This is a genomic window from Nocardioides okcheonensis, assembly GCF_020991065.1.
Taxonomy (GTDB): domain Bacteria; phylum Actinomycetota; class Actinomycetes; order Propionibacteriales; family Nocardioidaceae; genus Nocardioides; species Nocardioides okcheonensis.
The window spans coordinates 3608848-3633364 of sequence record NZ_CP087710.1 but is presented as its reverse complement, the minus strand read 5'-3'; the positions used below and the strand labels follow the sequence as shown (position 1 = coordinate 3633364).

The 24517-nt window shown below is 73.4% G+C and carries 17 protein-coding genes and 1 pseudogene; 5 read left to right on the top strand and 13 right to left on the bottom strand.

The genetic code is table 11. The features are described 5' to 3' along the window. Positions 1–7: 7 nt before the first annotated feature. From LN652_RS17690 to glmS, 4 genes and pseudogenes are all read right to left on the bottom strand, one after another. Positions 8–706, bottom strand: coding sequence for an ADP-dependent NAD(P)H-hydrate dehydratase (locus tag LN652_RS17690; RefSeq protein ID WP_230444767.1), 699 nt, complete (start codon positions 704–706; stop codon positions 8–10). Between the two features lie 219 nt (positions 707–925). After that, positions 926–1320, bottom strand: a pseudogene (locus tag LN652_RS17685) (NAD(P)H-hydrate epimerase); the annotation flags it as partial. A gap of 81 nt (positions 1321–1401) precedes the next feature. Next, positions 1402–1755 carry a holo-ACP synthase gene (locus LN652_RS17680; protein WP_230441896.1) on the bottom strand — a complete coding sequence of 118 codons (354 nt, stop codon included), beginning with the start codon at positions 1753–1755 and terminating at the stop codon, positions 1402–1404. Positions 1756–1766: 11 nt separating this feature from the next. Then, complete coding sequence (glmS, locus tag LN652_RS17675) at positions 1767–3611, bottom strand: glutamine--fructose-6-phosphate transaminase (isomerizing) (protein ID WP_230441895.1); 1845 nt, start codon at positions 3609–3611, stop codon at positions 1767–1769. 75 nt (positions 3612–3686) lie between these two features. Between glmS and coaA the strand changes: the two genes are divergently transcribed. Beyond that, positions 3687–4667: a type I pantothenate kinase gene (coaA, locus tag LN652_RS17670; protein WP_230441894.1), complete on the top strand. Its 981-nt coding sequence runs from the start codon at positions 3687–3689 to the stop codon at positions 4665–4667. 23 nt (positions 4668–4690) lie between these two features. Here coaA and LN652_RS17665 read toward each other — a convergent pair whose 3' ends face one another. After that, positions 4691–5641, bottom strand: a complete 951-nt coding sequence (locus LN652_RS17665) for an endonuclease domain-containing protein (RefSeq protein ID WP_230441893.1) — start codon at positions 5639–5641, stop codon at positions 4691–4693. Positions 5642–5906: 265 nt separating this feature from the next. After that, the gene (locus LN652_RS17660) at positions 5907–6491 is read right to left on the bottom strand and encodes an NAD(P)-dependent oxidoreductase (protein ID WP_230441892.1); all 585 of its coding nucleotides are present in this window, start codon (positions 6489–6491) and stop codon (positions 5907–5909) included. Positions 6492–6579: 88 nt separating this feature from the next. On the opposite strand from LN652_RS17660, the gene LN652_RS17655 reads away from it, so the two are divergent. After that, positions 6580–6948: a winged helix-turn-helix transcriptional regulator gene (locus tag LN652_RS17655; RefSeq protein WP_230441891.1), complete on the top strand. Its 369-nt coding sequence runs from the start codon at positions 6580–6582 to the stop codon at positions 6946–6948. On the opposite strand, the gene LN652_RS17650 is transcribed toward LN652_RS17655, so the two are convergent. The 5 genes from LN652_RS17650 to rplM all read right to left on the bottom strand — a co-directional run bounded on the left by LN652_RS17650 (position 6949) and on the right by rplM (position 10995). Further along, on the bottom strand, positions 6949–7944 hold the full coding sequence (locus tag LN652_RS17650) for a GNAT family N-acetyltransferase (protein ID WP_230441890.1): 996 nt from the start codon (positions 7942–7944) through the stop codon (positions 6949–6951). 94 nt (positions 7945–8038) lie between these two features. Next, positions 8039–8581 carry a hypothetical protein gene (locus tag LN652_RS17645; RefSeq protein WP_230441889.1) on the bottom strand — a complete coding sequence of 181 codons (543 nt, stop codon included), beginning with the start codon at positions 8579–8581 and terminating at the stop codon, positions 8039–8041. Continuing rightward, positions 8578–9927: a phosphoglucosamine mutase gene (gene glmM / locus LN652_RS17640; protein ID WP_230441888.1), complete on the bottom strand. Its 1350-nt coding sequence runs from the start codon at positions 9925–9927 to the stop codon at positions 8578–8580. Before glmM ends, LN652_RS17645 begins: the two co-directional genes overlap by 4 nt. A gap of 109 nt (positions 9928–10036) precedes the next feature. Beyond that, a complete protein-coding gene (rpsI, locus tag LN652_RS17635; RefSeq protein WP_407941510.1) occupies positions 10037–10555 on the bottom strand; it encodes a 30S ribosomal protein S9 in 519 nt (172 codons plus the stop codon). Then, on the bottom strand, positions 10552–10995 hold the full coding sequence (gene rplM, locus LN652_RS17630) for a 50S ribosomal protein L13 (protein WP_056906648.1): 444 nt from the start codon (positions 10993–10995) through the stop codon (positions 10552–10554). Before rplM ends, rpsI begins: the two co-directional genes overlap by 4 nt. Before the next feature lie 249 nt (positions 10996–11244). On the opposite strand from rplM, the gene LN652_RS17625 reads away from it, so the two are divergent. The 3 genes from LN652_RS17625 to LN652_RS17615 all read left to right on the top strand — a co-directional run bounded on the left by LN652_RS17625 (position 11245) and on the right by LN652_RS17615 (position 13995). Continuing rightward, positions 11245–11955 (top strand): NAD(P)/FAD-dependent oxidoreductase, encoded by a 711-nt coding sequence (locus LN652_RS17625; RefSeq protein WP_230441886.1) that lies wholly within the window; start codon positions 11245–11247, stop codon positions 11953–11955. Further along, positions 11952–12575, top strand: a complete 624-nt coding sequence (locus LN652_RS17620) for an FAD-dependent oxidoreductase (protein ID WP_230441885.1) — start codon at positions 11952–11954, stop codon at positions 12573–12575. Before LN652_RS17625 ends, LN652_RS17620 begins: the two co-directional genes overlap by 4 nt. Positions 12576–12690: 115 nt before the next feature. Beyond that, on the top strand, positions 12691–13995 hold the full coding sequence (locus tag LN652_RS17615; RefSeq protein WP_230441884.1) for a citrate synthase: 1305 nt from the start codon (positions 12691–12693) through the stop codon (positions 13993–13995). Positions 13996–14071: 76 nt separating this feature from the next. Here the strand turns inward: LN652_RS17615 and LN652_RS17610 are convergent, their stop codons facing one another. Beyond that, entirely contained in the window at positions 14072–18718 is a 4647-nt protein-coding gene (locus LN652_RS17610) for a chitobiase/beta-hexosaminidase C-terminal domain-containing protein (RefSeq protein WP_230441883.1), read from the bottom strand. A gap of 63 nt (positions 18719–18781) precedes the next feature. Then, positions 18782–24463 (bottom strand): pullulanase-type alpha-1,6-glucosidase, encoded by a 5682-nt coding sequence (pulA, locus tag LN652_RS17605; protein WP_230441882.1) that lies wholly within the window; start codon positions 24461–24463, stop codon positions 18782–18784. Positions 24464–24517: the final 54 nt, after the last annotated feature.

Below are 24517 nucleotides of genomic sequence, written 5' to 3'. Positions count from 1 at the left end.
GCACCGATCATCCCAGTTCCGCCAGGGTCGCGCGCACGACCTGCGGGATCTGGACCGCGACCCGGCTCGCGGTGAGCGGGCCTCCTGCCGCTGCCTCGGTCGCGGCGGCGCCATGCAGCCACGAGCCCACGGACGCCGCGTCGTACGGGTCGAGCCCGGCGGCCAGCAGCGCGCCGACGAGCCCCGCGAGGACGTCGCCGGCGCCCGCGGTCGCGAGCCACGGCACGCCCGTCGTGGTCGCCCGGACCCGGCCGTCGGGGTCGGCCACGAGCGTGTGGTGGCCCTTGAGCAGCACGACGCACCCCCACCGCTCGGCCGCCTCCCGCGCGTGGGCGAGCGGCCGGTCCTCGACGTCTGCGCGGTCGGCCCCGGTCATCGCGGCCAGCTCACCGGCGTGGGGCGTCAGCACGCACCCGGGCAGCCGGCCGTCGACGTGGCGCAGCGCGTCGGCGTCGACCACGACCGGTACGTCGTCGGCGAGCGCCTCGGAGAGCATGCCCTCGGCGTCGTCACCGCCGCCCGGACCGACCACCCAGGCCTGGACGCGGCCGTCGCCGACGACCTCGGGATGGGTGGCGCGGACCCGGTCGGCCACCGCGGACGCACCGACGTAGCGGACCATCCCGACGAGCCCGGTGTTGGCCCCCGCCACGGCGAGGAGCGCGGCGCCGGGATAGGTCGCGGAGCCGGCGCGGACGCCGACCACGCCGCGGGAGTACTTGTGGGCGTCGGGGCCCGGACGCGGCAGCAGGTCGCGGACGTCGGCGGGCTGGAGCGCCTCGACGGCGGCCGGCCCCAGGTCGAGGCCGAGGTCGACGAGGTGGAGCGCCCCGCAGGCAGTGGCGGACGGGTCGACGAGGTGGGCGACCTTGTGGGTGCCGAAGGTGACGGTGAGGTCGGCCTCGACGTGGGCACCCTCGACCCGCCCCGTGTCGACGTCGAGCCCCGACGGCACGTCGACCGCGACGACGGGGACGCCGGCCAGGCGCTCGAGCACCCGCGCGGCGTCGTCGCGCAGCCCGGGGCGGCCGCCGATGCCCAGGATCCCGTCGAGGACCACGTCGGGGTCGGCGCGGAGGTCGTCGAGGTCACGGCCGGCACGCCCGCCGGCCCGGCGCAGCGCGGCGAGGCCGGCCTCGTGCGCGCGGTCGGCCAGCAGCAGCGCGTCGACCGACGCACCGCGCGCGCCAGCCGGGCGCCGCCGAACAGCGCGTCGCCCCCGTTGTCGCCCGGACCGACCAGCAGCAGCACCCGGCGCCCGTAGGCGCCGCCGAGGAGGTCGACGACGGCCGCGGCCAGCCCGGCGGCGGCGCGCTGCATCAGCGCCCCCTCCGGCAGCCGGGCCATCGCGACCCGCTCGGCGCGGCGTACGTCCTCGACGGTGTGGGCGCGCAGCACGCCTCAGCCCTCCAGCACCACGACCGCCGACGCGATGCCGGCGTCGTGCGAGAGCGAGACGTGGACGCTGGCCACCCCGAGCTCCTCGGCCCGGGCCGCCACGGTCCCGCGGATCTCGAAGCGCGGCCGGCCGGTCTCCTCCGACACGATCTCGGCGTCGAGCCACGCCATGCCGACGGGGGCGCCGAGGGCCTTGGCCATCGCCTCCTTGGCCGCGAAGCGCGCCGCCAGCGAGGCCGGCGGACGGCTGGCCTCGTCCGGCGTGAACAGCCTCGCCCGCAGCGCGGGCGTGCGCTCCAGGGACTGCACGAAGCGGTCGATGTCGACCACGTCGATCCCGACTCCGATGACCGGCACGGCGCCGCGCCCTACTCGACCGTGACGGACTTGGCGAGGTTGCGCGGCTGGTCGACGTCGTGACCGAGCTGCGAGGCGAGCTCGCACGCGAAGAGCTGCAGCGGCACGACCGCGACGAGCGGCTGGAGCAGCACCGGCACCTGCGGGAGCGTGATCAGCACGTCGGCGTAGGGCTCGATGGTGGTGTCGCCCTCCTCGGCCAGGCACAGGGTGCGGGCGCCGCGGGCACGCACCTCCTGGATGCCGCTGAGCATCTTGTCGTGGAGCTGGTCGCGGCCGCGGGGCGGGACGACGCACAGGATCGGCAGGCCCTCCTCGACCAGCGCGATCGGACCGTGCTTCAGCTCGCCGGCGGCGAAGCCCTCGGCGTGCAGGTAGGCGATCTCCTTGAGCTTGAGCGCCCCCTCGAGCGCCACCGGGTAGCCGGCGTGGCGGCCCAGGAACAGCACCGAGCGGCTGTCGACGTGGTCGCGGGCGAGGGCGTAGACCTCGTCGGCCTTGTCGAGGACGGTCTGGACGTGGCCGGGCATCTGCTCGAGCTGGTCCATGACCTGCGAGATCTCGTCGCCGTAGCGGGTGCCCTTGACCTGGGCGAGGTAGAGCGCGAGGAGGTAGCAGGCGACCAGCTGGGTCAGGAAGCCCTTGGTCGACGCGACCCCGATCTCCGGTCCGGCGTGGGTGTAGATCACGCCGTCGGACTCGCGCGGGATGGTGGAGCCGTTGGTGTTGCAGATCGCCAGCACCTTGGAGCGCTGGACGCGCGCGTGGCGGATCGCCTGCAGCGTGTCGGCGGTCTCGCCGGACTGGCTGATCGCCACGACCAGGGTGTCGCTGGTGAGGATCGGGTCGCGGTAGCGGAACTCGCTGGCCAGCTCGACCTCGACGGGGATCCGGCACCAGTGCTCGATGGCGTACTTGGCGACCATGCCGGCGTAGAACGAGGTGCCGGCGGCGATGATGATGATCTTGTCGATGTCGCGCAGGTCCTGGTCGGACAGCCGCATCTCGTCGAGCTGGAGCAGCCCGTCCTCGCCGCGACGGCCGAGGAGGGAGTCGGCGACCGCGCGCGGCTGCTCGAAGATCTCCTTGCGCATGAACCAGTCGTGGCCGTCCTTCTCGGCGGCCGACAGGTCCCAGTCGACGTGGTAGCGGGTGCCCTCGGCGGGGGTGCCGTCGAAGCCGGAGACGCTGACACCGTCGCGGGTGATGGTGACGACCTGGTCCTGGCCGAGCTCCATCGCCTCGCGGGTGTGCTCGATGAACGCGGCGACGTCGGAGCCGAGGAAGTTCTCGCCCTCGCCGATGCCGACGACGAGGGGGCTGTTGCGCCGCGCGGCGACCACGCGGTCGGGGTCCTGCGCGTCGACCGCGACGAGGGTGAAGGCGCCCTCGAGGCCGCGGCAGACGTTCTGCATGGCGACCGTCAGGTCGACGCCGGTCCGCAGCTGCTCCTCGAGCAGGTGGGCGGCGACCTCGGTGTCGGTGTCGGAGGCCATCTCGGTGCCGGCGGACTCGAGCCGGTGCCGGAGCGCCGCGAAGTTCTCGATGATGCCGTTGTGGACCACGGCGACGCGGCGCTCGCGGCCGACGTGCGGGTGGGCGTTGCGGTCGGTGGGCGCGCCGTGGGTGGCCCAGCGGGTGTGGCCGATGCCGGTCGTGACGGGCGGCAGCGGCGTCTCGGCGATCGCCTTCTCGAGGTTGGCGAGCTTGCCGGCACGCTTGTCGCTGACGATCGACCCGCCGTCGACGAGGGCGATCCCCGCGGAGTCGTAGCCCCGGTACTCCAGGCGCCGGAGCCCCTCGATGACCACACCCTCGGCGGCCTTGCCACCCACGTACCCGACGATTCCGCACATGGTGGCGCAGTCTATCGGCGCCGCTCGGCAGGGTGCTGCATCGCCGGGCGCCCCGGCGGTGCAAGAATCGCGGCCATGTCCGAGGCCCCGGCGCCGCCCCACGGCGCCTCCAACGGGGGCGAGGCCTCGCCGTACGTCGAGCTGGAGCGCGCCGCCTGGGCCGAGCTGGCCGGCACCGCCGAGACCAGCCTCACACCCGACGAGGTGCTGCGCCTGCGCGGCCTCGGGGACCAGCTCGACCTGCGCGAGATCGAGCAGGTCTACCTCCCGCTGTCGCGGCTGCTGAGCCTCTACGTCGCCGCGAACTCCCGGCTGCACCTCGAGCAGGAGGAGTTCCTGCACCGCGTCACTCCCCCGCGCACGCCGTTCGTCATCGGCCTCGCCGGCTCGGTCGCGGTCGGCAAGTCGACGACCGCACGCGTGCTGCAGCAGATGCTGGCGCACTGGCCCGAGCACCCCAACGTCGCGCTGGTCACCACCGACGGCTTCCTGCTCCCCAACGCCGAGCTCGAGCGGCGCGGGATCCTGCACCGCAAGGGCTTCCCCGAGTCCTACGACCGCAAGGCGCTGCTGAAGTTCGTCATCGACATCAAGTCCGGCAAGGACGAGGTCGAGGCGCCGATCTACTCCCACCTCGTCTACGACGTGCTGCCCGACGAGAAGGTCGTGGTCAAGCGCCCCGACATCGTCATCGTCGAGGGCCTCAACGTCCTGCAGCCCGCGCGGGTCCGCGACGACGGCCGCACCGGGCTCGCGGTGAGCGACTTCTTCGACTTCTCCGTCTACGTCGACGCCGCGCTCACCGACATCAAGCGGTGGTACGTCGACCGGTTCCTGCGCCTGCGCGAGACCGCCTTCCGCGACCCGGCGTCGTACTTCCGCAAGTACGCCGTGCTCTCCCACGACGAGGCCGTCGACCAGGCGACCCGGATCTGGGACTCGATCAACGAGCCCAACCTCGTGCAGAACGTCGCGCCGACCCGCTCGCGCGCGAACCTCGTGCTGCGCAAGGACGCCGACCACTCCGTGCGCTACGTGCGGCTGCGCAAGCTCTGAGGGCGCCCGCCGCCCTGACGTCATCAGGCGGCCTCCTGCCATCCGCCCGAGCGCAGGCCACGCCCGACCTGGTCGAAGAAGTCGTCGGCGGCGACCCGCAGCCCCAGCAGCGGCAGGCGCAGCACCCGCGAGCCCCCGAGCACGACCTCGTTCTGGCGCAGCGCGTCCGGGACGACCGACGTCGCCCACGAGTGGTGGATGCCGTCGACCTCGACCACCAGGTGGAACGCGTCCCAGCACACGTCGAGGTAGTAGCGACCGTCCCGGCCGCGCCGGACGACCTGCCGATCGGGCTCCGGCAGGCCGCGGCGACGACACTCGCGGGCGACGTCGAGCTCGCCGAGTGACCGGACCCCGCCGAGCAGGTCGTTGACGACCGCGTGCATCAGCTCGCGGCGCCGGTCGCGTCTCACCGCCAAGAGCGCGCGCCCCAGGTACTCGGCCGTCGTCAGGCCCTGCTGGACGGGCATCGTCAGGAGCAGCGCGGCCTGCTTGTCGGTCCGCGCCCACATCGCCGCGCGCACCGCGGCGACCGGGACGCGGGTGCGAGGGACACCGGACGTCGTGCGGTCGTCAGCCGACCACCGCCGGGTGCGTCTGACGTCCAGCCCGGCGCCGCGCAGCGGCGTTACCCCCCGCGGCACGGAGACGCGGTGCACGCTGGTCTCGTAGCCGGTAAGGCCGGACGCGACCAGCGACGACTCGCCGTCGAGCATCGCGTGGTCCCCGCCCTCGAACACCGCCGCCCACTGCAGGCCCGTCTCCGAGACCGCCCCGGTGGGCAGGCACAGGGACCTCGACCACACCCGCTGCCACCGCCGGGCCCGCAGCTGGGCCCGGACCTCCCCCCTGGTCAGGCCCGCGGCGTAGGCCTGCGACCGCGACACCACCCCGCCCTGCCTCGCGGCGGTGGCGGCGATCCGCCCCAGGATGCGGTCGCGGTCGTCCCTGCTGTGCCTGCGTCGTTCGTCCATGTCCACGAGGCTCCGCGACACCTACGACGACCCCCGCCGCCCCGGACGCAGCCCTGTGGATGACGGCCGCCGAGACCCGGCTGTGGACGTCCGGAGGTCCGGCGCCGCGAGGCGTCCGGCGCGCCTCCGGCGTACGACGTCAGGGCCGGCGGTCGCCCCGACAACCACCGCCCATGACGTCCGTAGGCACCCGCGTACGACGTCAGGGCCGGCGGTCGCCCCGACAACCACCCGCCATGACGTCCGCGCAGGGCGCCCGCAGCCCTCAGGCGGACGCGACGGTGAACCGCTGGCGGCGGTGCTGCGGCTGCTCGATCTCGTCGACGAGCGCGACGGCGTAGTCCTCGGCGCTCACGAAGTCGCCGGCCGGGGTGTCGAGCGAGGTGACGACCGAGCCGGTGCGCTCGCCGGGCGCGATGACCGGCGCGGGGCTCAGGAAGGTCCAGTCGACCGACTCCGGTGCCGCGCGGAAGATCTCGAGGGCGGCGGCGCCGGAGGTGGCCTCGGCCTTGTACTCCTCGGGGAAGCCGTCGGTGTCGAGCAGGCGGGTGCCGTCGGGCGTGAGCAGCGACCCGGCACCGCCCACGAAGAGCACGCGGGTGTCGCCGACGTGGTCGACGAGGGTGGAGACCGACGCGAGCCACGGCTCGTGCGACTCCCCCGTCCGGCTCGGTCCGGTCGCCGAGACCACGACGTCGTGGTCGGCCGCGGCCGCCCGCACGGCGTCGGCGGACCCCATGTCGGCACCGCCCGAGCGGCTCAGCGAGGTGACCTCGTGCCCGCGGGAGGTGGCTTCGGAGGCGATGCGGGAGCCGACCATGCCGGTGGCGCCGAACAGGGCGATCTTCATGTGCGTGTCCTTCGTGAGTGGGTGGACCACCGACGGTAACCATTGGTGACCAAGCACTTCAACGTGATATCAGTACCTCGTGGTAACCATGGACCGCGGTGACGCCTTCGACCCCGAGTGCCCGACCCGGGTCGTGCTCGACCGCATCGGCGACAAGTGGACGGTGCTGGTCATCGGCGCGCTCGAGGGCGGCCCGCTGCGCTTCACCCGGCTCCGGGCGCGCATCGGCGGCGTGGCGCCCAAGGTGCTGACCCAGACGCTGCGCGCGATGGAGCGTGACGGCCTGCTGACCCGCACCGTCCACGCGCAGGTCCCGCCGCGCGTCGACTACGAGCTCACCGACCTCGGCCGCTCCCTCACCGCGCCCCTCGCGACCCTCACCGACTGGGCCGAGACCCACCTCACGCAGATCCTCGGGTCCCGCGAGAGCTACGACGCGGCCACCGACGCCCGCTGATCACAGCCGCTTCTGCAGCTCCAGCAGCGTCTCGATGGTGCGGTAGCCCAGCGCGTCGTTGACGGCCTGCATGTGCGTGTTGACCTCGGCGTTGGAGGTGTCGACCGCGCGCAGTCCGGGGTACGTCGCCAGCGCGAGGTCGTGCGTGGCCAGCTTGAGCGCCAGGCCGAGCCGGTGGCCGCGGTGGGTCGGGTCGACCAGCGTGATCCCGACCTGCCCGTGCGTGGTGTCGGTGTCGTTGACCCGTACGTCCGACGAGCCCGCGACGGAGCCGTCCGGGGCGATCGCCAGCGCGGTCAGGACGTGGCGGCCGATGCCGACCTGGCGCTGCTCGGCGGCCCGGATCCGTTCGGGGGTCCACTCGGACGCGCTGAGGTCGAGCTCGCCGAGCGGGATCTCGTCGAGCAGCATGCCCAGCAACCGGCCGAACGACACGACGTGCTCGTCGGGGCAGACCGTGTCGAAGGTGACGACCCGGTAGGCCGCGGCGTCGGCCGCCTGCGCGCGGAGCCGGTCGCGGCGGGCGACGTAGCCGGCCATCTCGAGCTCGCGGAACGCCTCGCGGCTCGCCACCTCGTAGCCCAGGGCGGCCGCGAACGCCTCGGGCGGGGTGCCGGAGGTCCCGGGTGCGACGAACACCTCGGCGTGGAGCGTCGTGCGGCCGTCCCCCGCGGCGACGACCTCCATCTCCTGCGCCAGCCGCCGCCCGGTCCCCTCCCGGGTGCGGTCGGGCCGGACGTACACGCTGACCGACGCGGTGTGGAGGTTGTCCCGCAGCGGCCGGACCAGCAGGCCGGCGCCGACCATCTCGCGGTCGTCGATCGCGGCGAGAACGGTGATGCCGCCCTCGGGGTTGTCCGCCGGCAGGGCGACCCGGCTCTGCTCCCAGGCCGGCCACGGGTTCCCGGGCCGGTCGGCGGCGGCCGCCCGCCCGACCTCCCACCACGCGCGGAGCGCCGCCTCGTTGCGCGGGTTGAGCTGCTCGATGTCGACCACGCAGCGACCGTAGTCGCGCCCGACCGTGGCCCGCACCGGGATACCTGAGGACGAAATGGGTGGGAGATCGGCCGTCGGGCCCACCAGAACGTCCCTAGATACCCTCGGTGGGCCGTCGCCGCCGGGCCTGCGCCTTCTCGATCCGCTCGGCCTCGCGCACCGCCGAGCGCGCCACGACCCGCCCACGCCAGCGCACGACGAGGGCCACGAGCAGCACGAGCACCGGCATCCCGACCGCCAGGCCGAGCCCGGTGGCGAGCGGCGAGCTGGTCTCGACCGACGAGCCGTCGGGAGAGACCCACAGCGTCCACGTGTCACCGACGGCGCGCTCGGGGGCACCGGAGCGTCGCAGCGTCGCCGTCCGGGCGTCCTCGCCGTCGGTCCAGCGCAGGTCGTACGTCGTCACGGGACGGTCGCGGTCGTCGGTGACGAAGCCCTCGGTGACCTCCGTGACGGTCGTCTGGCGCCGGTCGGTGCCACCGAGGACGTGGGCGAGCGACCCGGGCGTCAGCGCGAGCAGCGCCGCAGCCAGCACCAGCCCGATGCCGACCGCCAGGACGACGTCGCGCACCGAGAGCCAGCCGGGGACGGCGGGCGCGCCTCCGTCCTCGGTGCCGGGGCGCGGGTCGTGCGTCACGACAGCGCGAGCTGTCGCTGCACGACCTCGGCGAGGCGCGACGCCACGCCGTGCGCCTCGTCGTGGGACGGCGCCTCCACCATGACCCGGACGATCGGCTCGGTGCCGGACGGGCGGAGCAGGATCCGGCCCCGGTCCCCGAGCGCGGCCTCCTCCTCGGCGATCGCGGCGGCCAGCACGGCGTCCTCGTCGGCCCGCGTCTTGTCGACGCCGGAGACGTTGAGCAGCACCTGCGGCAGGCGGGTCATGACCGACGCGAGGTCGGCCAGCGACCGACCGGTGGTCGCCATCCGCTCCATGACGTGGAGCGTGGTGAGGATGCCGTCGCCGGTGGTGGCGTGGTCGCTGAGGATCACGTGGCCGGACTGCTCGCCGCCGAGGTTGTAGCCCGACACCTTCATCGCCTCGAGGACGTAGCGGTCGCCGACCTTGGTCTGGCGCACGCCGACGCCGTTGGCGCGCAGCGCCTGGACGAAGCCGAGGTTGCTCATCACGGTGGCGACGACGGTGTCCTTGGCGAGGCGTCCCTGCTCCTGCAGCGACAGGGCGAGGATGGCGAGGATCTGGTCGCCGTCGACGACGGCACCGTCGGCGTCCACGGCCAGGCAGCGGTCGGCGTCGCCGTCGAGCGCGAACCCGGCGTGGGCGCCGTGCTCGCGCACCGCGGCCTGCAGGGACGCGAGGTGGGTCGACCCGCAGTCGTCGTTGATGTTGAGCCCGTCGGGGTCGGCGTGGATCGCGATGACGGTCGCGCCGGCGTCCTCGAGGGCGCGCGGGCCCGCGGCGTGCGCCGCACCCTCGGCGCAGTCGAGGACGACCTTCAGCCCGACGAGCGGGTGGGTGATCGTGCTCTCGAGGTGGGCGGCGTACTCCTCGACGGCCGTGTCGTAGACGGTCACCCGGCCGACGTCGCCGCCGCGGGGGCGCGTCCAGGGCTCGTGCATCCGCTTCTCGATGGCGATCTCGATGGCGTCGTCGAGCTTGTGGCCACCGCGCGCGAGGAACTTGATGCCGTTGTCGGGCATCGGGTTGTGCGACGCCGAGAGCATCACGCCGAGGTCGGCGCCGAGCCGGTCGGTCATGTACGCCACACCGGGCGTCGGCAGCACGCCGAGCAGGAGCACGTCGACCCCGGCGGAGGCCAGCCCGGCCACGACGGCGGCCTCGAGGAACTGCCCGGAGATGCGGGTGTCGCGGCCCACCACGGCCAGCGGGCGGTGGCCGGCGAACTCACCGCGGTCGGCGAGCACGTGGGCGGCGCAGACGGAGAGCTCGAGGGCGAGCTCGGCCGTGAGGTCGGCGTTGGCCAGGCCCCGGACGCCGTCCGTTCCGAAGAGTCGTGTCATGGCCCGGGAGCCTACGTCCCGGGCGGCCCCGTCGCGGAACCGAGGCCGGACGTGCGACGAGGCCCGCACCGTCGTCGACGGTGCGGGCCTCGTGCGGTGCTGCTGCGGGTCAGCGCTTGCTGAACTGCGAGGCCTTGCGGGCCTTCTTGAGACCGGCCTTCTTGCGCTCCACGACGCGGGCGTCGCGGGTCAGCAGACCGGCCTTCTTCAGCGCCGGGCGGTTGGCCTCGACGTCGACGGCGTTGAGCGCGCGGGCCACGCCGAGGCGCAGCGCGCCGGCCTGGCCGGCGATGCCGCCACCGTGGATGCGGGCGATGACGTCGAAGCGGCCCTCGAGCTGGAGCTCGACGAACGGCTCGTTCGCGATCTGCTGGTGCAGCTTGTTCGGGAAGTAGCTGTCCATCGTGCGGCCGTTGATGCGCCACTCGCCGGTGCCCGGGACGATCCGGACGCGGGCGACGGCCTCCTTGCGGCGGCCGGTCGCGCCGGCGGGCGCGATGGTGGCCGGGCGGGCGGGGGTGTCGGCGGACGCCGAGCTCTCGGAGGTGTAGGCCACGCCCTCGGAGTCGGTCTCGAAGGTCTCCTCGACCTCGGTGGTGTTCTCAGTCATCTGTGAGTCCTCAGTCACTGGGAGATCTGCGAGATCTCGAACGGGGTGGCCTGCTGGGCCAGGTGCGGGTGGTCGGGGCCTCCGTAGACCTTCAGCTTCTTCAGCATCTGGCGACCCAGCTTGTTCTTGGGGAGCATGCCCCACACCGCGTTCTCGATGGCCTTGCGCGGGTCCTTCTCGAGGAGCTCGCCGAACGGGGTGGCCGAGAGGCCGCCCGGGTAGCCGGAGTGGCGGTAGGCCATCTTGGTGGTCTTCTTGGTCCCCGACAGCGACACCTTCGAGGCGTTGACGATGATCACGAAGTCGCCCATGTCCATGTGGGGGGCGAAGGTCGGCTTGTGCTTGCCGCGGAGGAGGTTGGCGGTCTGGACGGCGAGGCGTCCGAGGACCACGTCGGTGGCGTCGATGACGAGCCACTCGCGCTGGATGTCAGCGGGCTTGGGGCTGTACGTGCGCACGGCGGTATCCCGTTCTGGTTCGTGGGTCCCGGCCCCCGGACGGGGACCGGCTGGGTGCCCCCGGAGCGGAGGCGTGCGGCTTCTGACGAACACGGCCCGGATCGCTCCCCCGCTCCGCGTGGGAGACGGGGGATGACGTCCGGATCTGCGCCCCGCCCCCGAGGGAGCGGACGCGGCAGGAGTCGCGACCAGCAAGGTTACGGCGCGCCGGGCAAGGGGGTCAAAACGCGGCGGGGCCATGATGGGGCCGTGCGCAACGGCGGCGTGTCCTTCTGGTGGCAGCAGGTCGGGCTGCCCACCCCCTCCGACCGGCTCGACGGCGACGTGACGTGCGACGTCGCGATCGTGGGCGGCGGGCTCACCGGGCTGTGGACCGCACACTACCTGCGCGAGGCGGACCCCTCGCTCGACGTCCGGGTGCTCGAGGCCGAGTTCGCCGGCTTCGGGGCCTCGGGCCGCAACGGCGGCTGGCTGTCGAGCGAGCTGCCCGGGAGCCCTCGCGCGTACGCCCGCGCGGGCGGCGAGGAAGGTCTCGCCCGGATGCGGGCCGCCGTGCGCGCCACGGTCGACGAGGTCATCGGTGTCACCACGCGGGCGGGCATCGACGCCGACGTGGTGCGCCACGGCGTGCTGCACGTGGCCCGCTCGGCGGCCCAGGCCGAGCGGCTGCGCGGCGAGCTCGACGCCGAGCAGGTCGCCGCGCGGATCCGCGTCGCCGGCGCCGTGTCCGGCCACCTGGACCCCGACTGCGCCCGGGTCCAGCCGGCGAGGCTGGTGGCCGGCGTGGCCGACCTGGTGCGCGCGCAGGGCGTACGCGTCCACGAGGGCACCCGGGTGCGGTCGGTGGAGCCGGGCGCGGCGGTCACCCAGCGCGGCACCGTGCGGGCGCCCGTGGTGCTGCGCTGCCTCGAGGGCTTCACGGCGGGCTCGCCGGCCACCGCCGCGACTGGCTGCCGATGAACTCCGCGATCGTGGTCACCGAGCCGCTGACCGACGCGCAGTGGGACGCGATCGGCTGGGCCGGCGAGGAGCTGCTCGGCGACGAGGCGCACGCCTACTGCTACGCCCAGCGCACCGCCGACGGGCGCATCGCCCTCGGCGGACGCGGCGTGCCGTACCGCTTCGGCTCGCGCACCGACGTCGACGGGCGCACCCAGGACTGGACCGTGGAGTCGCTGCGCACGACCCTCACCTCCCTGTTCCCGACGCTGGCCGGGATCGGCCTCGACCACGCGTGGTGCGGCGTCCTCGGCGTGCCGCGCGACTGGAGCGCGAGCGTGTCCTACGACCCGGTGACGGGCCTGGGCCACGCGGGCGGCTACGTCGGCTCGGGGCTCACCGCGACCAACCTGGCAGGTCGGACGCTGCGCGACCTCGTGCTCGGCCGCGACACCGATCTGGTCCACCTGCCCTGGACCGGGCACCGGGTGCGGAGGTGGGAGCCGGAGCCGCTGCGGTGGGCCGGGGTGCACGCCCTCTACCGGCTCTTCCGCGCCGCCGACCGCCGCGAGGACGGCGGCCTCGGCCGCACCAGCCGCGTCGCCCGCGTCGCCAACCGGGTGGCCGGTCGCGCGACGTGACCCGCGCCCCAGCGCGCACCGGGTGCTGGACACCTGATTCGCGGTGGTGGCGGGGCCCGGTCTAAGTTGGGCGGACACCCACAAGACGTACAAAGACGTATGAACAGGAGCCGACGTGACCGACGTTGCGGCCAAGGATTCCCTGACTGTCACCGACAACCGGACCGGTCAGACGTACGACATCGCGATCACCGACAACACGATCGCCGCGAAGGACCTGGGGCAGATCCGCCTCACCGACGGCGAGCCCGGCCTCGCCACCTACGACCCCGGCTTCGTCAACACCGCCTCGTGCCGCTCGGCCGTCACCTTCATCGACGGTGACAAGGGCATCCTCGAGTACCGCGGCTACCCGATCGAGCAGCTGGCGGAGAAGTCGAACTTCCTCGAGGTGGCCTACCTCCTCATCCACGGCGAGCTGCCCACCAAGGAGCAGTACGACACGTGGGTGCACGAGATCACCTACCACACCTTCGTGCACGAGAACGTGAAGTCGTTCATGCACGGCTTCCGCTACGACGCCCACCCGATGGGCATGCTGATGGCCTCGGTCGGCGCCCTGTCGACGTTCTACCCCGACGCCCGCAACATCAGCGACGCGGACAACCGCCACATCCAGATGGTCCGGATGATCGCCAAGATGCCGACGCTCGGCGCCTGGGCGTTCCGCCACGCGCAGGGCAAGCCGTTCGTCTACCCCGACAACGACCTCGGCTACACCGCGAACTTCCTCTCGATGCTCTTCAAGATGAGCGAGTCGAAGTTCGAGGCCGACCCGCGCCTGGTCAAGGCCCTCGACGTGCTCTTCATCCTGCACGCCGACCACGAGCAGAACTGCTCGACCAACGCGGTCCGCTCCGTCGGCTCCTCGCAGGTCGACCCGTACTCGGCCGTCGCGGCCGGCGTCGGCGCCCTCTACGGCCCGCTGCACGGCGGCGCCAACGAGGCCGTGCTGCGGATGCTGCGCCGGATCGGCTCGAAGGAGAACATCCCCGCCTTCATCGAGGGCGTGAAGAACGGCAACGAGCGCCTGATGGGCTTCGGCCACCGGGTCTACAAGAACTTCGACCCGCGCGCCACGATCATCAAGAAGGCCTGCGACGACGTCTTCGAGGTCACCGGGGTCAACCCGCTGCTCGAGATCGCCAAGGAGCTGGAGAAGATCGCGCTCGAGGACGAGTACTTCGTCCAGCGCAAGCTCTACCCCAACGTGGACTTCTACTCGGGCCTGATCTACGAGGCCTTCCAGTTCCCGCCGGAGATGTTCACCGTGCTGTTCGCCATCGGCCGTACGCCGGGCTGGCTGGCGCAGTGGTCGGAGCTGGTGCAGGACAAGGACCAGAAGATCGCCCGCCCGAAGCAGATCTACACCGGCGACCGCCAGCTCACGTTCACGGCCGCCGAGGAGCGCTGGAAGTGACCGGCTGACCCCGACACCGACGTACGACGAACGCCCCCGGCCGCACGGCCGGGGGCGTTCGTCGTCGGAGGTGGGCTCAGCGGGTCACGACGAGCGACCTGGTCCCGCTGGCGGCGAGGTGGTCGGCGTCCCCTCCCCAGCTGGCGGTGACCGTCCAGGTGCCGACCGTCCCCGGGGCCTTCGTCGCCACCGACCACGTCCCGTTCGCGGCGACGGTGGCGGTGACCGCCCTCGGCGACCGCTGCCCGGCCAGCGTGAAGGTGATCGTGACGCGACTGCCCTGGTGCGCCGGGCTGAGCGTGCCCGAGACCGTCAGGTTGCGGCCCCTGCCGACGGACGGCAGCGGGTTGATCGTCACGACCGCGCGCACCCCGACCGTCTGCGCGGTGCTGGTCGAGCCCTGGGCGGTGGGCCCGCCGGCGTACGCCACCCGGTAGCGCGTCGTCGCGGTGGGCGCGACGGCCGCGAAGGCGTACCTGCCCGTCGCGTCGGTCACCGCGGTCAGCCCGGTCGCCTGCCAGGTCGTCTGGCCGACGGCCTGGGACTGCAGCACCACCGCTGCGCCCGCGATCCCGGCGCCGCCGCTCGTCAGCCTGCCCGTGAGCGTCGTGGACTGCCCGAGCGTGACCGTCGAGGGCGACGGCGTGCCGAGGGTGGTGCTGGACGCCGGCAGGCCGATGGTGAACGCCCACGACCCGACCGGGCTGACGTTGCCCGCGGGGTCGATGGCGACGGCCCTCAGGGTGAGGGTCTGGCTGACCGTGACCGGCCCCGTGTACAGGCTGCTCGTGGCGGTCGGCGTCGACCCGTTGGTCGTGTAGCGGACCTGGGCCGTGGGGTCGTCGGTGCCGAGCGTCACCTGCTGCGCCGCCGGGAACGTCCCGCCCGGCGGGCTCGCGGACACCGTCGGGGCGATGGTGTCGATCAGGTAGGTCTCGCTGCCGATCGCGGACGTGCTGCCGTCGGCCCCGAACGCCCGGAACCTCAGCTGGGTGGTCCCCTCCGCACCGATGGTGACCGGGCCGGTGTAGAGCGTGCTGCTCGCCGTCGGGTCCGTCCCGTCGGTGGTGTAGCGGATCTCGGCCGTCGCCTCGTTGACGCCGAGCGTGACCTGTCGGGCGCTGGTGAAGGTGCCGCCCTTCGGCGTCGCCGTCACCCTCAGCTCGGCCAGCTTGCCCTGGACCACGAACTGGTCGGTCTCCCCCAGCGTCACCGGGGCGTCGAGCGGGACGCCGGCGCCGGTGGTGGTCCGCTCCATCCGGAACACGTTCGTGCCGTACGGGCTGCCGACGACGGCGTGGGGCGTGGTGCCGTCGCCGACGTAGCCCACCGGGGCGCCCGCGTCCCAGCGGAGGAACGGCCCCACCGGCCCCCGGAGCAGCTGCCCGAAGTCGCAGGGTGCGCTGAGGCACCCGGTGTCGTCGGTCATGAAGATCGACCCGGCCTCGTCGGCCTCGAGGTCGACGACGCCGTACGGGTGGGTCACCCGGTACGTCGCTCCGGGCACCAGGTTGTCGGCCCGCACGCGGATCCGCGCGAACGCGATCTGGTCGTTGGCCTTCGGGGTCCCGCCGGCGAATGCCGCCTCGGCGCCGAGGACCAGCCGGGCGCGCGTGGCACCGGCGTCGAACGAGGCGTCCCCGGCCCACCAGAACGACTCGTCGGGGAAGTTGCCGGGGAAGGCCAGCGGCGCGCCCGGGTCGGGCAGGTCGCCGACGATCGGGCACAGCGGGTCGTCGAGGCACAGCTCGAGCTTGGCCGGCTGGAGCGTGGCCGAGCCGAGGTCCTGGTACCAGCCCGGGTAGCCGTTGGCGGCGGACACCGGGCCCACGGCGCGCAGGTTCTTGATGTCGTAGGCGAACGCCGCCACCGGGCCGGGGGTCCCGAGGCCGCTCACCGCGAGGGCACGGATCGTGGTCGGGCGGCCCACCGTGAGCGGTCCCGTGTAGGCGCGGGTGGAGCCGGTCGGCGCGCCCGTGCCGTCGACGGCCGGGACGGTGTTGTCGGTGGTGTAGAAGATGTCGGGCACGGTGCTGGTGAGGGTCACCTGCTGCACACCCTCGAACGTGGTGCCGGTCGGGTCCGGGCTGGCCGACACCGTCGGCAGCGCGCCCTCGATCCGGTACTCCTCGGTGTAGACCTCGGAGGTGGTGCTCGGGTCGTCGAGGTCGACCGCCATGTAGGTCAGGGTCGTCAGGCCCTCCTCCACGTGGACGACCTCGGACTCCTCGGTGCCGGGGAGCGGGTCGCCGTCGGCGTCGACCTGCGGGACCGTGCCGTCCGTCGTCCACACCACCTTCGCCTCGCCCGGGAAGGACGGCGTGAGGCGGACGTCCTGCGCGGTGCCGTAGCGACCGCCGCCGGGCGAGGCCGTGGCGCGCAGCCGCGCCAGCCTGCCCTGGACGGCGAACATGTCGGTCTCGGCGCTGCCGACCCCCGGACCCTCGACCCGGAAGTAGTTCGTGCCTCGCGGGCTGCCGATGACCTGGTGCTCGACCAGGGGGTTGCCGACGTAGCCCTCCGGCGCGGCCGGGGCGACGTCGGGGTCCCACCGGAGGAACGGCCCGACGCGACCGTCGAGCGCCGCGTCGAAGCTGGTGCACGGCGTCGTCAGGCACCCGACGTCCTCGGTCATCCGCGCCCGGCCGCGGTCGTCGGCCTGGACCACGTCGACGCCGTAGGGCGTGGTGACCGTGTACTCGGCGCCGGGGGTGACGTCGTCGAGCCGGATGCGCAGGCGGGAGAAGGCGATCTGCCCGCCGGGCACGACGTCGGCGGCGAAGGCCGCCTCCTGGGCGAGCACGAGCAGCGCCGAGCCGCCGCCGGGCAGGTCCATGGCTGCCTCACCGGACCACCAGAAGCTCTCGTCGGGGAAGTTGTCCGGGAACGACAGCGGCCGGCTCGGGTCGGGCAGGTCGCCGACGACGGGGCACAGCGGGTCCTGCAGGCACAGCTCGAGGCGGACCCCGGGCTCGCCCGGCCCGGAGCCGCTGGAGGTGCCCGCGTCACCGAACCAGAACGGGTAGCCGTTGGCGGTGTCCACCGGACCGACGGCGTCGAGGTTGTCACCGTGGCGGTTCGCCGGGATGTCGATGTTGTAGGTCTCGGTCATCACCGTGGACTGCCCGGCGGTGCTCGCGGCCAGGAACTTCAGGGTCGTGAGGTCGGTCAGGTGGATCGGGTCGTTGGTGTACTCGACGCCGTGCGCGACGCCGGTCACCTCCATGGTCACGGGATCCTGCACGATCTCGGGGTCCACCCCGTCGAGGGAGTAGAAGATCCGCGCGGCGGGGTCGGTGGCGGTCAGCTCGACGTCGACGGCCGCTCCGAAGGAGCCGCCGTGCGGGCTGGCCTTCACGTCGGGGGCGTCGATCGTGAACTCGCGCCGCACCACCTCGGAGGCATTGCCGGCGTCGTCGTAGGCGATCGCCTTGATGACGGTGGTGGCCTCGTCGAGGTTGCCGTTGACCGGGATCCGGCCGGTGTAGCGCGTGCTGGCGTCGGTCGGGTCGGCCGGGTCCGCGCCGCCCGGGGGCACGTTCGCCATCGTGTAGAAGATCCGCGGCGAGCCCGCCTTGTCGTCGGTGGCGGTGAGGGTCACCAGCTGGGCCGAGGAGTAGGTGCCGCTGGACGGCGTCGCGCTGAGGCTCGGGGCAACGGTGTCGACCACGTAGGCGATCTCGGTGGCCCCGGCGGGCGCCCCGGTGACGGGGTCGGTCACCGCGAGCCCCGCGACCGCGTTGACGGCGGTGATCGTGAGGTCGTCGGCCACGGGGACCGGACCCGCGTACACCGACGCGGTCGGGCTGATCTCGCCGGTGGCCGTGGCGGGCTGGGTGCCGTCCGTGGTGTACCAGATCTCCCCGCCCGGCTCGGTCCCGGTGAGCGTGGCGTCGAACCCGGCGGCGTACGAGCCCGCGACGGGGGACGCCATCACGCGCGGGCGGGCGACCTTGCCCTGGACGGAGAACAGGTCGGTGCGCGCCACCTCGGTCTCGACCACGGTGCCGTCGGGCTCGTCGGTCAGCTGCACGACGGAGACGTGGTTGCGGCCCAGCGGGCTGCCGACGACCCGGTGCGCGGTGACCGCGTCGCCGAGGAAGCCGACGGGCGCCGCCGGCGCGACGGCGGGGTCCCAGCGCAGGTAGGCGTCGCCCACGCCACCGTCGCCGGAGTCGGCCAGCTCGGCGAAGTCGCCGCACGCAGGCGTGAGGCAGCCGACGTCCTGGGTGTCGTTGATCCGGAGCACCCCCTGGGCGTCGGGCGTGACCGTGTAGGTCTTCGAGCCGTAGGGGTAGTCGACGCGGTAGCGGCCTGCCTCGGGCACCGTCAGCCGGATCCGGATCCGGTTGAAGCCGATCTCCTGGCCCGGGCCGTCGCCGGCGAAGGCGGCCTCGGTGGCCATCTCCACGATCCCGTCCACCGCGCCGGTGAGGGTGGCGCCCGCCTGGAACCAGAACGCCTCGCCGTCCGGGGCGACGAGGTCGGCCCGGGCGCCGAGGCAGTTCGGGCCGTCGAGGCAGAGGTCGAGCCGGTCGCTCCCGGCCGTGACCCAGGTCGGGAAGCCCGTCGCCGGGTCGACCGGTCCCACCTCGACGGTCGCCGCCCCCGCTGTGGGCACCAGCCCGAGCTGGGCGACCAGCAGCGCCATCAGCCCGACCAGTGCCAGTCCGAGCCTGCGCCGCCGGGGCGCTCGCCGGATGTCCGCTCTCTGGGTCCTCATGTCGTCCCCTCCCTGGGCCAGATCGACCCATGGTGGGAGGGGGGTGTTGGGAAATCCTTGGGATCAGCGTTCGAACACGGCGGTGGTGCGGGCCGGCACGGTGACCGAGTCAGCGGTCGCGGTGCTGCCCTTGACCACGGCGTCGGCGCCCGACGCCTGCACGTCGTGGAGGGTCCAGCCCGCGCCGGTGCCGGCCACCGTCGTGGCCTCCGGCGAGGCGTTCACCACGACCAGCACGCCGTCGCGACGGGGGTCCGCGTCGGCGCCTGCCGTGTCGTCGACGAGCATCGCGACGACCCCGGGGTCGGTGTCGAGGAACGACACCTTCGCCTGGATCGCCTCCAGCGAGCCGAGCCGGAACAACCGCGACGACGTGCGGATCCGCAGCAGGTCCTGGGCGGCCGCGTGGGCGGCGTCCATCGCCGCCGCGTCGGGGCGCAGCGCGGGGTCGGCGAGGAGCGGCCGCATGAACGGCCACTTCGACTCGTTGTCCGCCTTCGGCGGCAGCCCCGAGCCGAAGGTGTTGTCGCGGCGCTGCCAGTCGACGCGGTTGAACCAGTCGCCGGAGTCGTAGGAGTTGCGGTCCAGGCTCTTGGAGCGGAGCAGGTCGGTGCCGGCGTGCCAGAACACGACGCCCTGCGAGAGCGCGACCGTCGACAGCGAGACCGTGCTCATCCGGACCCGGTCGGCCATCGGGGTGCCGACGGGGAGCTTGAGGGCCAGCGAGTCGTAGAGCGTCTCGTTGTCGTGGGCGTCGACGTAGGTCACGGTCTCCGACGGGTCGGCCGCGTAGCCGGCGGGCTGGCCGTTGTAGTCGACCTCGGAGCCGACGACCTCCTCCCCCGTCGAGCTGCGGAAGCGGAGGTCGGCGAGGTTGCCGGCCATGCCGAGGCGGACGAGGTCCTCGTCGTGGCGCAGGCGGGCGAGCTGCTCCTCGCTCGTGCCGTTGGCGTCGGCGCCGTTGGGGTCGGTGTAGAGGCCCGAGCCGAAGCCCTGCACCCGCGGGTCCTCGTCGAACGGTCCGCCGCCGAGCACGGCGTCGCGCAGCCGGTCGCTGAAGGAGCCGATGCCCGAGCCCGCGAGGTTGGCCTGGGTCGCCTGCACGAAGCGGGCGTCGTCGGCGACCTCACCGAAGTTCCAGCCCTCGCCGTAGAGGTAGACGGCCTTGCCGTCGACGCCGTCGCGCCGCACCGTGAGCCGGTCGAGCGCGGCACGCAGCCGGGTCATGTTCTCCAGCGAGTGGTGGCCCATCAGGTCGAACCGGAAGCCGTCGACCCTGTACGCCCGTGCCCACGTGAGCACGGAGTCGATCATCAGCTTCTCCATCATCCGGTGCTCGGTCGCGGTGTTGGAGCAGCAGGTGCTGTTCTCGACCGCGCCGGTCGCGGAGAGCCGGTGGTAGTAGCCGGGGACGACCCGGTCGAGCACGGACCTCGGGTCCTGGCCGGACGCCGCGGTGTGGTTGTAGACCACGTCCATCACGACCTGGAGGCCGGCGCCGTGCAGCCCCTGGACCATCCGCCGGAACTCCACGGTGCGGGGCGTGCCGTCGGGATCGGTGCTGTAGGAGCCCTCGGGCGTCGTGTAGTGCAGCGGGTCGTAGCCCCAGTTGAAGCCGTCGCTGCCGGCGATCGCGCCGACGCACTCCTGCTGCCGCGGCGAGTCGGGCGGCAGCGCGCGCAGGTCGCAGTCGGGCGTGGCCTGGGCGGCGCGGCGCTCCTCGATGGTCGCGATGTCGAAGGCCGGGAGCAGGTGCACCGTGTTGAGCCCGGCGTCGGCCAGCCGGCGCAGGTGGCGCATGCCGGCGGAGTCGCGGCGGGTGAAGGCGAGGTACGTGCCCCGCTCCGCGGCCGGCACGGTCTCGTCGCCGATCGAGAAGTCGCGGACGTGGAGCTCGTAGACGTTGCGGTCCTCGGGCTGCGCGATCCGGGGCGCCCGGTCGCGCGACCAGCCGGCCGGCGCGAGGCGGGGGTCGTCGAGGTCGACGACGAGGGACGCCTGCGAGTTCGCGGTGAGCGCGACGGAGTACGGGTCGGTGACCCGGTTGGTGACCACCGCTCCCGCCGCGGGGGCGAAGACCGTGACGTCGTAGGTGTAGGCCGCGCCGCGCCACGACGCGGGGCCGGTGACCTGCCACGTGCCGTCGTCGCGGCGCCGCATCGGCACCGTCCGGCCGGCGACCCGGGCCGAGACGGCCTGCGCCGTCGGCGCCCAGACGGCGAGGGTCGGGCGCCCTCCGCGCCACGTCACGCCGAGGTCGGCCCGCGCCGCGTCGGCGTAGACGTCGTCGAGGACGCCCGGCACCTGCACGCCGGTCGCGTCCTGGAGCGCGCCGCCCGGGTCGTACGACGCGACCGCGAGCTGGCCGGTGAGGATCTCGCGCACCCGTCGCTGCGCACTGCGGTCGAGGCGGAACGCCTCGTAGCCGTCGAGCTGCGGGAAGTCCTCGAGCACGTCGGCCGGGAGCCCGTCGGGGTCGAGGGTCAGCGGGACCGACGACCCGCCGGTGACCGCCTCGGCGTCGACCGCGAGGTCACCCGCGCGGGAGAAGTGCAGGCGGTGGCGACGCGAGCCGGCGTCCGGGACGTCCCAGGCGAGGAGGCCGCGGCGCACCCACTGCGCCTTCGCCTTCGTCAGGTCGGGCGCCGCGCCGGCCTGGCGCGAGGAGATCGTCAACCGGTGCGTGGCCACGTCGTAAGTGAAGACCACCTGCACCCCTCCTGCGGGGACGTCGAAGCCGATGTTCGCGCCGTCGCGGGCGCCGTCCTGGCCGTAGTTCTCCTCCCACGACAGCCCGTGGGCGACCTTCGTCTCGTAGCTGCCGGCCGGCAGCGCCAGCGACGCGGTGTAGGTGCCGTCGACGTCGGGGTCCTGCAGCCAGCCGCGCATGCAGTCGGGCGACCAGTCGGCCGCGCAGCCCAGCTCGGACTGGAAGCTGCCCGCGAGCGTGACGATCGGCCCCTGCGCGTCGCTGGTGACCCAGTGGGTCGCGTGGTCGTAGTAGAACGTCACCGGGCCGGGGGCAGCGACGTCGAGCGGGATGTTGGCCCCGCCGGGCACGCCACCGGCGCCGTAGTTCTCGTCCCAGGCGTTGTCGATCGCGGCCTTGTACTCGTAGCCGCCGGCGGGCAGGTCGACGGTCCGCTTCCAGACCAGGTCGTCGGCGTCGAGCGACATCTGCGCCTCGGCGCAGTCGGGCTGCCAGTCGCCGGAGCAGCCCATCTCGCTGTTGAGGCTGCCGGGCACCGACACGGCGGACGGCTGGGTCACCGGACCGCCGCCGCCACCGCCACCCGGGGTCGGCTCCTCCTCCGGCTCGCCGACCGAGGCGTAGGACGACGCCACCGACAGGTTGCCGCTGGAGTCGCGCAGCACCGCGCGGTACTCCACGAGCGTGCCCTTCGCCAGCGACGAGACGTCGTGGAAGACCCGGTAGGGCGCGTTGTCGTCGGTGCCGAGCGTGGTCCAGTCGGTCGCACCGACCGGACGCCACGCGACGCTCACCTGGTTGAACCCTCCGTCGGGCACGCCGACCGTGATCGGCGAGCGCCCGCCGACGACGCCCCCGGCGGACGGCTTCTCGAGGTGGATCGCCGGCGCCTCGCGGCGGCGCTCCAGCCGGGCGTCGGCGCGCCAGACGACCGCCGACAGGGCGGGCACCGTGATCTCGGTGCGGCCCTCGGCGTCGGTGCGCAGCCGGCCGCGGCCGGCGGGCCACACCTGCGCGAACGACCCGCGCCGGGCCTCGGTCGCGACGGTGACCGTCTTGGCGGTCGTCGCGTTGTTGAGCGCGACGAGGAACTCGCGGCGCTCCCCCGCGTCGATCCGGCTGAAGGCGTAGACACCGGCGTCGTCGGAGGCGTAGCGGTGCAGCTGCGCGCCGTCGGCGAGCGCCGGGTAGGTCTTCCGCAGCCGGGCCAGGTCGCGGATGGTGCGGTAGAGCGGGTGCGAGGTGTCGTAGCTGGCCTGCGCGGTGGTGGCGTCGGTGCCGATCAGGTCGTTGTCGTTGTAGGACGGCACCGCGCTGGCGAACATGTCCTCGCGCGCGTCCTTGTCGCCGCCGTCGCCGACGAAGCCCTGCTCGTCGCCGTAGTAGACGACCGGCTGCCCGCGGGTCAGGTACATCAGCGCGTGGGCGAGCCGGTCGCGCTCGAGCACGGAGTCGGTGCCCTGCAGGAAGGTGCCGATGCGGCCCATGTCGTGGTTGCCGAGGAAGGTCGGCGACGCGTACGCGTTGGAGTCGGCGTCGGTGTACCAGTCGTCGCCGGCGTAGAAGTCGCGCAGCCGGGTCGTCGCGGCGCCCTTCGCGAAGCCGGTGCCCGCCGCCTGGAAGCCGAAGTCGAGGGTGGCGTCGAGCCGGCCCTCGGTGCTGAACCGCGAGAGGTAGGCGGGGTCGGCGTCGTAGACCTCGCCGAAGGCGAAGAAGTCGTCGTTGCCGGTCGCGGCGGCGTGGTCACGGATGGCGGGGGCGAACTCCTGCCAGAACTCCATGTTGACGTGCTTGACGGTGTCGATCCGGAAGCCGTCGATGCCGAAGTCGACCCAGGTGCGGTAGACGTCGGTCATCCCGTCGACGACCTCGGGCTTCTCGGTGAACAGGTCGTCGAGGCCGACGAAGTCGCCGTAGGTCGAGGACTCGCCGGCGAACGTGGAGTCGCCGCGGTTGTGGTAGTTCGTCGGGTCGTTGAGCCACGCCGGCACCTTGACCGTGCGGTCGGCGTCGGTGCGGAAGACCGGCGTGTAGGGGAACGACGCGGCGGCGTCGAGGTCGGGGAAGGTGTCCGTGCCCGCGAAGTCGCGGTCGTCGAACGGCTGTCCCGCGGCGTCGCGGTAGGGCTCGGCGTCCTTGCCGACGTAGCCGTACTGCTGCTCCTGGTAGTCGATGACGTCGGCGGTGTGGTTGGTGATGATGTCGAAGAAGACCTTGATCCCGCGGGCGTGGGCCCGGTCGATGAACGCCTTGAGCTCGGCGTTCGTGCCGAAGTGCGGGTCGATGCGGGTGAAGTCGGTGACCCAGTAGCCGTGGTAGCCCGCGCTCGCGTCGGCGCCCGTGCCCTGCACCGGCCGGTTCTGGAAGCTCGGGGTCAGCCAGATCGCGGTGGTGCCGAGCCCGGAGATGTAGTCGAGCCGGTCGGAGAGGCCCTTGATGTCGCCGCCGTGGAAGAAGCCCTTGTCGGTCGGGTCGAGACCGGTCGTCATCCGGTCGCCGGTCAGCCCTCCGGTGTCGTTGGTCGGGTCGCCGTTGGCGAACCGGTCGGCCATCACGAAGTAGAAGTTCTCGCGGGTCAGCGGGGTGCGCAGCGAGGTGCCGGCCAGCCGCCGGTCCGCGGCGGTCGGCTCCGCGGCCGGCTGCTCGGCGAGCGCGACGGCGATCCGGTGCGTGGTGTCGTCATAGCTGAACCGCAGCCGCGCCTGGTGCTGCAGCACGAGCGGCACGTCCGCACCGCCGGCCGCGCCGCCCGCCCCGTAGTTCTCGTCCCACGACCCGTCGATGGTCACCTTGAAGCCGTACGCCCCGGCCGGCAGGTCGGCCTCGAGCGCCCACGTGCCGTCGTCCTGGCGGGTGAGGCCGGAGGCCTCGCAGTCGGGCGTCCAGTCGCTCGCGCAGCCGAGCTCGTCCTGCAGGGAGCCGGCGAGGGTGACGGTCGCGGGTGGGGCCTCCCGCGCGGCGAGCGCACCCGTCGTGGGCACGAGGGTGGCGAGCGCCGTGACGGCGGCGACGAGGGCGGGGGTGGGTCGACGCACAGGTACTCCCGAGAAGGCGGTCAGCGTGGCGTGCGTCACACTAGGGCCGGGAGC